The 12360-nt window shown below is 70.7% G+C and carries 1 protein-coding gene (running past one end of the window); it reads left to right on the top strand.

Annotation, left to right across the window (positions count from 1 at the left end; all coding sequences use genetic code 11):
* Positions 1-12360, top strand: partial view of a non-ribosomal peptide synthase/polyketide synthase gene (locus tag KHP12_RS11990; RefSeq protein WP_211832932.1) — the 3' portion only. Its footprint begins 8298 nt before the window's first position; 12360 of the gene's 20658 nt are visible here — the last part of the coding sequence; its start codon lies off the left edge, out of view; the stop codon is at positions 12358-12360.

Genomic DNA, 12360 nt, shown 5'->3' with positions numbered 1-12360 from the left:
TTGGTGTGGGATGCGTCTGCGGAGGGTGAATCGGCGCCTGTGGTGTCCGTGGATCTCGATGATGTGGCGTATGTGATCTATACGTCGGGGTCGACGGGGCGGCCGAAGGGTGTGGCGGTGACGCATCGTGGCCTGGGGAATTTGGCGGTTGCGCAGATCGAGCGGTTTGCGGTGGGTGCTGATGCGCGGGTGTTGCAGTTGGCGTCGTTGAGTTTTGACGCTGCGGTGTCGGAGATGTGTATGGCGTTGCTTTCGGGTGGTGCGTTGGTGATGGCGGGTGTGGACAGGTTGCCGCCGCGGGGGTCGTTGAGTGGGGTGGTGGCGGAGTTTGGTGTGACGCATGTGACGGTGCCGCCGTCGGTGCTGGCGACGGTGGAGGAGCTGCCGGGGAGTCTGCGGACGCTGGTGGTGGCGGGTGAGGTGTGTCCGCCGGGGCTGGTGGAGCGGTGGGCACCGGGCCGTCGGATGGTCAATGCGTACGGGCCGACCGAGGTCACGGTCTGCGCGACGATGAGCGCTCCCCTGGAGCCGTCCGGACCGGTGCCGATCGGCCGTCCGATCGCCAATACCGCCGTCTACGTACTGGACGAGCGACTGCGGCCGGTCCCCGTGGGGGTGCTGGGTGAGCTGTATGTCGCGGGGCCGGGGCTCGCGCGGGGTTACCTCGGCCGCCCCGGGCTGACGGCGGAGCGCTTCGTGGCGTGTCCGTTCACGGGCGGGCGGATGTATCGCACCGGCGACCTCGCCAAGTGGACCGGGGACGGTCAACTCGTCTTCGGCGGCCGGGCCGACGACCAGGTCAAGGTGCGTGGCTTCCGCGTCGAACCCGGCGAGATCGAGGCCGTTCTCGCCGGTCATCGGAGTGTCGGCCACGTCGCTGTCGTGGTACGGGAGGACCGCCCCGGCGACAAGCGGCTCGTGGCGTACGTCGTCCCCGACGGGGATCTGGATACTGGCGGGCTGCGGGAGTACGTGGCCGAGCGGCTGCCGGACCACATGGTCCCGGCCGTGGTCGTCGCCCTGGATGCCCTGCCGGTCACCGTCAACGGCAAGCTGGACCGCGCCGCCCTCCCCGCCCCCGACTTCACCGACGCGGCCGAGGGACGTGGCCCGGCCACACCCACCGAGGAGATCCTCAGCAGCCTCTACGGCGAGGTCCTCGGCCTGGAGTGGGTCGGCACCGACGCCTCCTTCTTCGAGCTGGGCGGCGACTCCCTCCTCGCCATGCGGCTCATCGCCCGCATCCGCGCCGTCCTCGACGCGGAGGTCAGCATCGGCGATCTGTTCGCCACCCCCACCGTCGCCGGCGTCGCCCGGCTGGTGGGCGAGCTCGGCGGCGAGTCCCGGGCGCCGCTGACGGCGCGACCGCGGCCCGAGACGCTGCCGCTGTCGTTCGAGCAGCAGCGGATGTGGTTCCTCAACCGGCTCGAGACCACCGGCGAGGGGGCCGCGTACAACCTCCCCCTGGCCCTGCGGCTCTCCGGCGACCTCGACATCCCGGCGCTGGAAGCCGCCCTCGGCGATGTGGCCGACCGGCATGAGAGCCTGCGCACGGTCTTCCCGGAGACCGCGGGCGTCCCCTGCCAGCAGGTCCTGCACGGTGCGGCGGGCCGACCTTCGCTGACGGTGGTGCACACCGCCGCGGATGAGGCGGCCGCGCAGCTCGCGGCGTACGCGAACCAGCCGTTCGATGTCCGACGCCAACTGCCGTGGCGGGTACGGCTCTTGGTGACCGGCCCGGCCGAGTACGTCCTCATGGGCGCCGTCCACCACATCGCGGCCGACGGCTGGTCGATGGGCATTCTCGCGGGCGACATCGGCACGGCCTATGCGGCCCGGCGCGCGGGCCGACTGCCCGGGTGGGAGCCCCTGCCGGTGCAGTACGGGGACTACGCCCTGTGGCAGCGCGAGGTGCTGGGCGACCTCGGCGATCCGCAGAGTGTCATCAGCGGGCAGCTGGAGTACTGGCGGCAGGCGCTCGCCGGTGCCCCGCAGGAGCTGGACCTGCCGACCGACCGGCCCCGACCTGCGGTGTCCTCCTTCACCGGCGGCGAAATGCCGTTCGAGGTGAACGCGGAGACCCACGCCCGGCTGGTGGAGCTCGCCCAACGCGGCCGGGCGACGATGTTCATGGTGATGCACACGGCGCTGGCGCTTGTGCTGTCACGGATGGGTGCGGGTACGGACATCCCCATCGGCACGGCGACGGCGGGCCGTGGTGACGCGGCGCTGGACGGGCTGGCCGGGTTCTTCATCAACACCCTGGTGCTGCGCACCGACCTGAGTGGCGACCCGTCGGTCACCGAACTGCTGGCCCGGGTGCGGGAGACCGACCTGGTCGCGTACGCGCATCAGGATGTGCCGTTCGAGCGGCTGGTCGAGGATCTCAACCCCACCCGGTCGCTGGGCCGACACCCGCTCTTCCAGGTGTCGCTCACCATGCAGAACCTGCCGCAGGGCCGTCGGCCGTGGGAGCTGGCCGGGCTGGAGGTGAGCGGTCTCCCGGCCGCCTCCCCGGCCGCCCGGTTCGATCTGTCGGCGACGGTGGCCGAGCGCCGCGACGAGGAGGGGGCGCCGACGGGGCTGATGGGCTCGCTGCTCTACGCGACCGATCTGTTTGACGAAGACACCGTGCGGTTGTTGGCGGGGCGGTTGGTGCGGGTGTTGGAGCAGGTGGCGGCTGATCCTGGGGTGCGGGTCAGTGAGATTGATGTGTTGGGGGAGGGCGAGTTTTCGCGGGTGGTGGGGGAGTGGAATGCCACTGAGCGTTCGGTGTCCGGGGTGTCGTTGGTGGAGTTGTTCGCGGCGCGAGCCGCTGCCTGCCCGGATGCGGTGGCTGTGGTCGGTGCCGGTGGCGAGGAGTGGTCGTATGGCGAGTTGGCCGAGCGTGCGGATTGGGTGGCGGGTGGGTTGGCTGCGCGGGGTGTGGGGCGTGGTGATCTGGTGGGTGTGGTGATGGAGCGTTCGGTGGAGTTGGTGGCGGTGTGGTTGGGCGTGTTGAGGGTGGGGGCTGGGTTTGTGCCGGTGGATGTGGGGTGGCCGGTGGCGCGGCGGGGGTTGGTGTTGGGGCAGGTGGGTTGGGTGGTGGCGGATGGGGGTCTTGGGGTGCCGGGTGCGGTGGCGGTGGATGAGTTGTTCGGTGGGCCGGAGGGCGCGCCGGTGCCGGAGGGGGTGGTTTCGGCTGGGGATGTGGCGTATGTGATGTTTACGTCGGGGTCGACGGGTGTGCCGAAGGGTGTGGCGGTGAGCCATGGTGCGGTGGCCGCGTTGGTGGTGGATGGGTGTTGGAGTGCGGCGGCGCGGGGTCGGGTGTTGATGCATGCGCCGCATGCGTTTGATGTGGCGGTGTTTGAGGTGTGGGTGCCGTTGGTGAGTGGTGGTCGGGTGGTGGTGGCGCCGCCGGGTCGGGTGGACGCGGCGGTGTTGGCGGGTTTGGTGAAGGCGTATGGGCTGACGGCTGTGCATGTCACGGCTGGTTTGTTCGGTGTGTTGGCGGAGGAGTCGCCGGAGTGCTTGTCGGGGCTGGCGGAGGTGCTGACGGGTGGTGATGTGGTGCCTGCTGGTGCGGTGGCTCAGGTGAGGGCTGCTTGCCCGGGGATTGTGGTGCGGCATTTGTACGGTCCGACCGAGGCCACCTTGTGTGCCACGACGTATCGGGTGGCTCCTGAGGCGGTGGCTCCGGCAGTGCTGCCGATCGGCCGACCGCGCGACAACGCCAAGGCGTTCGTCCTCGATGAGCACCTCAAGCCCGTTCCGGTCGGGGTGAGGGGCGAGCTCTATCTCGCCGGAGCGGGACTCGCCCGTGGGTACACGGGACACCCTCGCCTCACGGCGGAGCGCTTCGTGGCGTGCCCGTTCACGGGTGGGCGGATGTATCGCACGGGTGACCTGGCGCGGTGGACGGCCGATGGTGAGCTGGTGTTCGCGGGTCGGGCGGATGAGCAGGTGAAGATCCGTGGCTTCCGGGTGGAGCCGGGGGAGATCGAGGCCGTGCTTGCCGCGCACGAGAGTGTGGGTCAGGTCGCGGTCGTCGTCCGTGAGGACCGGCAGGGCGACAAGCGCCTGGTGGCCTACGTCGTACGCAGCGGCGATGGCGAGAGTGGCCTGGTTGGGCTGCGGGAGTACGTGGCCGAGCGGCTGCCCGAGTACATGGTCCCGGCGGCCGTGATGGCCATTGACACCCTCCCCGTCACCGCCAACGGCAAGCTGGACCGCACCGCGCTCCCCGCCCCGGAGTTCGGCGGCGCCACCGGGCGCGGCCCCGCCACTCCGGTCGAGGAGATCGTCGCCGGGGTCTTCGGCGAGGTGCTCGGGCTGGACTGGGTGAACGCGGAGGCGTCCTTCTTCGAGCTGGGTGGCGACTCCTTGCTCGCCATGCGGCTCATCGCCCGCATCCGCGCCGTTCTGGGGGCGGAGCTCACCATCGGGGAGCTCTTCGCCGCCTCCTCGGCCGCCGGCGTGGCCCGGCTGGTGGGCGCGGCAACCGGCCAGACCCACGCCGCGCTGACGGCGCGGCCCCGGCCGGAGGTGCTGCCGCTGTCGTTCGAGCAGCAGCGCATGTGGTTCCTCAACCAGCTCGAAGGAGCGGGCGAGGGCGCGGTGTACAACCTCCCCCTGGCCTTGCGGATGTCCGGTGACCTGGACCTCGCGGCGCTGGAGGCCGCGCTGGGCGATGTCGCCGACCGACATGAGAGCCTGCGCACGATCTACCCGGCGAGCGAAGGCGTTCCGCGTCAGCAGGTGCTCGAAGGCGCCGCGGGCAGGCCGTCGCTGGTCGTGGTGGACACTACCGAGGACGAGATCGACGACGCCCTCACGGCCCACGTGGGCCGTGGCTTCGATGTCAGCGTCGATCTGCCCTGGCGGATCAGACTGCTGAGGACCGGCCCCACGGACTACGTCCTGCTGATCGTGGCGCACCACATCGCGGTGGACGGCTGGTCGATGGGCGTCCTCGCGCAGGACCTGGAGACCGCCTACACCGCCCGTCACCAGGGCCGACTCCCGGGCTGGGAGCCACTGCCCGTGCAGTACGCGGACTACGCGCTCTGGCAACGCGAGGTACTCGGTGACCTCGGCGATCCGCAGAGTGTGATCAGCGGGCAGCTGGACCACTGGCGGCGGACGCTCGCCGGCGCGCCCGAGGAGCTGGACCTGCCGACCGACCGGCCCCGACCGGCCACGCCGACGTTCCACGGGCGCACTCTGCCGGTGGAGGTGGACGCGGAGACCCACGCCCGGCTGGTGGAGCTGGCGCGGCGTGGCCGGGCGACGATGTTCATGGTCGTCCACGCGGCGCTGGGGGTTCTGCTGTCGCGGATGGGTGCGGGTACGGACATCCCCATCGGCACGGCGACGGCGGGCCGTGGTGACGCGGCGCTGGACGGGCTGGCCGGGTTCTTCGTCAATACGCTGGTGCTGCGCACCGATCTGAGCGCCGACCCGGGTTTTGACGAGTTGCTCGCGCGGGTGCGGGAGACCGATCTGGCGGCGTACGCGCATCAGGATGTGCCGTTCGAGCGGCTGGTCGAAGACCTCAACCCGACCCGGTCGCTCTCCCGAAACCCACTGTTCCAGATCACGCTCGTCCTCCAGAACCTGCCCGCGTCCCAGGACCGGTGGAATCTGTCCGGGTTGCGCGTCGGGCCGCTGGAGGCCACCTCGCAGGAGTCCACCGCCAAGTTCGACCTGTCGCTGACCCTGGCCGAACGCCGGGACAGCGAAGGTGATCCGGCCGGGCTCGTGGGTGGGCTGTTGTATGCGACCGATCTGTTCGATGAGGGCACGGTGCGGTTGTTGGCGGGGCGGTTGGTGCGGGTGTTGGAGCAGGTGGCGGCTGATCCTGGGGTGCGGGTCAGTGGGATTGATGTGTTGGGGGAGGGCGAGTTTTCGCGGGTGGTGGGGGAGTGGAATGCCACTGAGCGTTCGGTGTCCGGGGTGTCGTTGGTGGAGTTGTTCGCGGCGCGGGTGGCGGAGGCGCCGGATGCGGTGGCTGTGGTGGGGGCGGACGGCCGGGAGTGGTCGTATGGCGAGTTGGCCGAGCGTGCGGATTGGGTGGCGGGTGGGTTGGCTGCGCGGGGTGTGGTGTGCGGTGATCTGGTGGGTGTGGTGATGGAGCGTTCGGTGGAGTTGGTGGCGGTGTGGTTGGGCGTGTTGAGGGTGGGGGCTGGGTTTGTGCCGGTGGATGTGGGGTGGCCGGTGGCGCGGCGGGGGTTGGTGTTGGGGCAGGTGGGTTGGGTGGTGGCGGATGGGGGTCTTGGGGTGCCGGGTGCGGTGGCGGTGGATGAGTTGTTCGGTGGGCCGGAGGGCGCGCCGGTGCCGGAGGGGGTGGTTTCGGCTGGGGATGTGGCGTATGTGATGTTTACGTCGGGGTCGACGGGTGTGCCGAAGGGTGTGGCGGTGAGCCATGGTGCGGTGGCCGCGTTGGTGGTGGATGGGTGTTGGAGTGCGGCGGCGCGGGGTCGGGTGTTGATGCATGCGCCGCATGCGTTTGATGTGGCGGTGTTTGAGGTGTGGGTGCCGTTGGTGAGCGGTGGTCGGGTGGTGGTGGCGCCGCCGGGTCGGCTGGACGCGATGGCGTTGGCGAGCTTGGTGAAGGCACATGGGCTGACGGCTGTGCATGTCACGGCTGGTCTGTTCGGTGTGTTGGCGGAGGAGTCGCCGGAGTGCTTGTCGGGGCTGGCGGAGGTGCTGACCGGCGGCGATGTGGTGCCTGCTGGTGCGGTGGCTCAGGTGAGGGCTGCTTGCCCGGGGATTGTGGTGCGGCATTTGTACGGTCCGACCGAGGCCACCTTGTGTGCCACGACGTATCGGGTGGCTCCTGAGGCGGTGGCTCCGGCAGTGCTGCCGATCGGCCGACCGCGCGACAACGCCAAGGCATTCGTCCTCGATGAGCACCTCAACCCCGTGCCCCCGGGCGTCAACGGCGAGCTCTATCTCGCGGGCGCCGGGCTCGCTCATGGCTATCTCGGTCGGCCGGGGCTGTCGGCGGAGCGCTTCGTGGCGTGCCCGTTCACGGGTGGGCGGATGTATCGCACGGGTGACCTGGCGCGGTGGACGGCCGATGGTGAGTTGGTGTTCGCGGGTCGGGCGGATGAGCAGGTGAAGATCCGTGGTTTCCGGGTGGAGCCGGGGGAAATCGAAGCAGTGCTTGCCGCGCATGAGAGTGTGGGCCAGGTCGCGGTCGTCGTCCGTGAGGACCGGCAGGGCGACAAGCGCCTGGTGGCCTACGTCGTACGCAGCGGCGATGGCGAGAGTGGCCTGACCGGGCTGCGGGAGTACATGGCCGAGCGGCTGCCCGAGTACATGGTCCCGACCGCCCTGGTCCCCCTCGACACCCTCCCCGTCACCGCCAACGGCAAGCTGGACCGCACCGCGCTCCCCGCCCCCGACTTCGCCGCCACCACCTCCGGCCGGGGCCCGGCCACTCCGGCCGAGGAGATCCTTTGCGGGCTCTTCGCCGAGGTGCTGGGCCTGGAGCGGGTCGGCGCGGAAGACTCGTTCTTCGAGCTCGGTGGCGACTCTCTGCTCGCCATGCGGCTGATCGCCCGGATCCGGTCAGTGCTGGACACCGACATCGGGATCGGCAGGCTGTTCACGGAGCCGACGGTGGCCGGGGTCGCCCGGCTGCTCGACGCCCGCGAGGACGGCACCAGCCGGTCCGCGCTGACGGCGCGGACCCGGCCGGAGGTGCTGCCGCTCTCGTACGCCCAGCAGCGGATGTGGTTCCTCAACCGGCTCGAAGGCGTCGGTGAAGGCGCGGGCTACAACCTGCCGCTGGCGCTGCGGATTTCGGGAGACCTGGACATCGCCGCGCTGGAGGCCGCGCTGGGCGATGTCGCCGACCGGCACGAGAGCCTGCGCACGATCTTCCCCGAGACGGACGGCGAGCCCCGGCAGCGGGTGCTGGAGGGCGAGGCGGGTCGACCACCGCTGATCGTCGTGGAGACCACACCGGACGAGCTCGGCGCGACACTCGCGGCGCAATCCGGGCGTGGCTTCGAGCTGAGCGCCGATCTGCCGTGGCGCATCCGGCTGTTGGCGACCGGGCCCATGGAGTACGTACTGCTGATCGTGGCGCACCACATCGCGGTGGACGGTTGGTCGATGGGCGTGCTGGCGCGGGACATCGGCGTGGCGTACGCCGCCCGTCGGGCGGGCGACGCGCCGGGGTGGCCGCCGCTGCCGGTGCAGTACGCGGACTATGCGCTGTGGCAGCGTGAGGTGCTGGGCGATATCGAGGACCCGGACAGCGTGATCAGCGGTCAGCTGGACTACTGGCGCGCGGCCCTGGCCGACGCCCCCCAGGAGCTGACGCTGCCGACCGACCGGCCGCGCCCGCCCGCGTCGTCCTTCCGGGGCGGCACGGTGCCCCTGCACGTGGACGCCGAGACCCACGCCCGGCTGGTGGCGGCCGCCCAGCAGGGCAACGCCACCATGTTCATGGTCGCCCAGGCCGCACTGGCGGTGCTGCTGGCCCGGCTGGGCGCGGGCACGGACATCCCCATCGGCACCGCGATCGCAGGTCGTGGCGACGAGGCCATGGATGCCCTGGCCGGGTTCTTCGTCAACACGCTGGTCTTGCGGACGGACGTCAGCGCCGACCCGACGTTCAACGAGGTGTTGGCGCGGGTGCGGGAGACCGATCTGGCCGCGTACGCGCATCAGGACGTGCCGTTCGAGCGGCTGGTGGATGTGCTGAGCCCGGAACGGTCGCTGGCGCGCAACCCGCTGTTCCAGGTCATGCTGGCGCTCCAGAGCGCCGCGCCGGAGAAGTGGGAGCTGCCCGGCCTGGAGGTCGACACGCTGCCGTCGACCGCGGACCCCGTGGCCCGCTTCGACCTGTCGGTGACGCTGATCGAGCACCGTGATGGTGTGGGGGCGCCGGCGGGGTTGGGTGGGGCGTTGTTGTTTGCGGTGGATTTGTTTGATGTGGGTACGGCGCGGGGGTTGGTGGAGCGGTTGGTGCGGGTGTTGGAGGCGGTGGCGGCTGATCCGGGGGTGCGGGTCAGTGAGATTGATGTGGTGGGGGAGGTGGAGCGGGCTCGGGTGGTGGCGGAGTGGAATGCCACGGAGGCTGCGCTGCCCGGCGGTTCGATCGTGGAGCGCATCGAGGCGCGGGTTGCGGAGGCGCCGGATGGGGTGGCGGTGCGGTGCGGTGAAGAGGTCCTGCCGTACGGGGAGTTGGACCGACGGGCAAATCGCTTGGCGCGGCTTTTGAGTGAAGTCGGTGTTGGTCGGGAGTCGCGGGTTGCGCTGTGTTTGGCGCGGTCGGTGGACATGGTGGTGGCGGAGTTGGCGGTGTGGAAGGCCGGTGGGGCGTTCGTTCCGCTGGATCCGGAGTATCCGGCCGATCGGCTGGGTTTCGTGATTGCGGACAGTGGCGCCGAGGTCGTCCTCGGTACGGCCGACTGCCTCACCGACGTCCCCCTCGGTGACGCCCGCGTGGTACTCCTCGACGGTGCCGATGCCTTCTCGGCGGAGCCGCTAGGCAGGGTCATTGTCCCGGATCAGTTGGCGTATGTGATCTATACGTCGGGTTCGACGGGGCGGCCGAAGGGTGTGGCTGTCGCGCATGGTGGTGTGGCGAATCTGGCCGAGGCGATGCGTCCGGTGCTGGGGATGGACGCGGGCGTAGTGGCGTTGCAGTTCGCGTCGTTCAGCTTTGACGCTTCCGTCCTCGACGTCGCCGTCACCCTCGCCGCTGGCGGCACTCTCGCGGTGGCGAATGCGGAGGAGCGCAAGGATCCGCAGGCGCTGGAGGAGATGATCGGCCGGTGTGGCGTGCAAGTCGCAAGCGTGGTGCCGTCGCTGCTCGGGGTGCTGGACCCGGATGCCGTCCAGGGTGTGCGGAACTGGGTGCTGGGCGCGGAGCGGTTGAGTGCGGAGCTGGCTGGGCGGTGGTCGGCGGGTGCGCGGGTGTGGAACACCTACGGCCCGACCGAGGCCACTGTCATCACGACCGCGACCGCTACTCCGCTGGACGCCGAGTTGGAGGAGGCCCCGCCGATTGGCCGCCCCCTCCCCAACGCCCGCGTCTATGTGCTCGACCAGTTCCTCAAGCCGGTACCCGTAGGCGTCACGGGCGAGGTCTACATCGCCGGTGCGGGCCTGGCCCGGGGCTATATCGGTCGCCCGGACCTGTCCGCCGAGCGTTTCGTGGCCTGCCCCTTCGCCGCCCCGGGCGACCGGATGTATCGCAGTGGCGACCTGGCGAAGTGGACCGCCGACGGTGACCTCGTCTTCGCGGGTCGCGTCGATGAGCAGGTCAAGGTCCGTGGCTTCCGCGTCGAGCCCGGCGAGATCGAGGCAGTGGTGGCCGCCTGCGAGGGCGTGGGCCAGGTCGCGGTGGTGGTACGTGACGACGGGCCGGGGGACAAGCAGCTGGTCGCGTATGTGATCCCCAACGGGGAACTGGACGTGGCGGCGGTACGCGCGTTCGCGGCGGACCGGCTGCCGGAGTACATGGTCCCGGCGGTCGTCGTGCTGGACGCGCTGCCACTCACCGTCAACGGCAAGCTGGACCGCACCGCGCTCCCCGCCCCCGACGCCACAGCCACCGTGGTGGGCCGGGGGCCGGCCACCCCGACCGAAGAGATCCTCTGTGGGCTCTTCGCCGAGGTGCTTGGCCTCGATGAGGTCAGCGCCGATGCGTCGTTCTTCGAGCTCGGCGGTGACTCGATCATGTCGATGCTGCTGGTGTCGAGGGCGCGTAAGGCCGGTCTGGCCGTGAGCGCCCGGCAGGTGTTCGAGCGACGAACCCCGGCGGAGTTGGCGCTGGTGGCCGATGATGCCGCTGCCCCCGGTGGCCTGGAGGGGAGCGGCGACCCGGGCACGGGCGAGGTGCCGTTGACCCCCGTCATGCATGAGCTGCTGGACCGGGCCGGAGCAGACCGCATAGGTGCGGTGTTCCAGTCCACGGTGGTGGTGGCTCCGGCGGGGATGCGGCTCGAGACGCTGACCGCTGCCGTTCAGGCGGTGGTCGATCACCACGACATGCTGCGGGCGCGGCTGGAGACCGAGCCCGAGGCTCGCCTGCACGTCCCCCCGACCGTGTCCGTGGCCCCGTGGGTGCACCGGATCGATGCGAGTGCGGCCGGGGATGACCTCGAGCGCCTGATCGCCGAGCAGTCGCGGGCCGCCGCGGACCGGCTCGATCCGCGCGCGGGTGTGATGATGCAGGTGGTCTGGTTCGACCTCGGCCCGGACACCCCAGGCCGGTTGCTGATCCTCCTCAACCACCTGGTCGTGGACGGCGTTTCCTGGCGCGTCCTCGTGCCCGACCTGGCCGAGGCGTATACGGAGCTGGCGGCCGGCCGTGAGGTCGTGCTGGAGCCGGTGCCCACCTCCTTCCGGCACTGGGCCCGGGCCCTGCGGACCGAGGCCACCGGGCAACTGCGGCTCGCCGAACTTCCCGCCTGGACCGAGCTATTGGACGGCCACGACCCCCTCCTCACCTCGCGGCCCGTGGACCCGGAGCGGGACCTCGGCGCCACCGTCCGGCAGCTGTCGGTGAAGGTGTCCACGGAGGTCACATCGGCGCTGTTGACCACCGTGCCGACGGCGTTCCACGCGGGCGTCGACGACATACTGCTGACCGGCCTGACCGCGGCGTTGGCCGAGTGGCGGCGCCGCCAGGGCCAGGAGGACACGCCCGGGGTCCTGCTGGACCTCGAGGGCCATGGCCGGGTGCCGTTGGCGGAGGGCGTGGATCTGACGCGTACGGTGGGCTGGTTCACCAGCAGCTACCCGGTGCGGCTCGACGTCGGCGTCGTCGACGTCATGGAGCTGCGCTCCGGCGGGGCCGTGGCGGGACGGGCCATCAAGCGCATCAAGGAACAGCTCCGCGCCGTCCCCGGAGACGGGCTCGGCTACGGGATGCTCCGGTATCTCAACCCCGAGACCGCGCCCGCCCTCACCACCCTGCCCACCGCCCAGATCGGCTTCAACTACCTGGGCCGGTTCCCCGGCCAGCAGCACCAGGGCAAACAGGGTCAGCGGCCCGCCGAGCAACATGCCTGGCAGACCGCCGGTGACGGTGGCCGAGGTGGCGGCGCCAACGACCGGATCGCGGTCATGCACGCCCTGGAGGTCATGGGCATCGTCCACGACCTGCCCGACGGCCCGCAGCTCACCCTCATCGTGTCCTGGCCGTCCGAGCTGCTGGCGGAGTCGGCCGCCCGGAGCCTGCTGGACGGCTGGGCAGCGATGCTCACCGGACTGACCACGCACACCACGGACGTCGACGCCGACACCGGTATCGGTGGCCACACCCCCTCCGACTTCCCGTTGGTGGACATCAGCCAGAGCGAGTTGGACGAGTTCGAAGCGACAGCGCAGCAGATGGACGAAGGAGCTTGA

The organism is Streptomyces asiaticus, assembly GCF_018138715.1.
In the GTDB taxonomy this organism is placed as follows: Bacteria; Actinomycetota; Actinomycetes; order Streptomycetales; family Streptomycetaceae; genus Streptomyces; species Streptomyces asiaticus.
The sequence above is the reverse complement of the archived record's forward strand: the minus strand, read 5'-3'. Positions and strand labels throughout refer to the sequence as shown.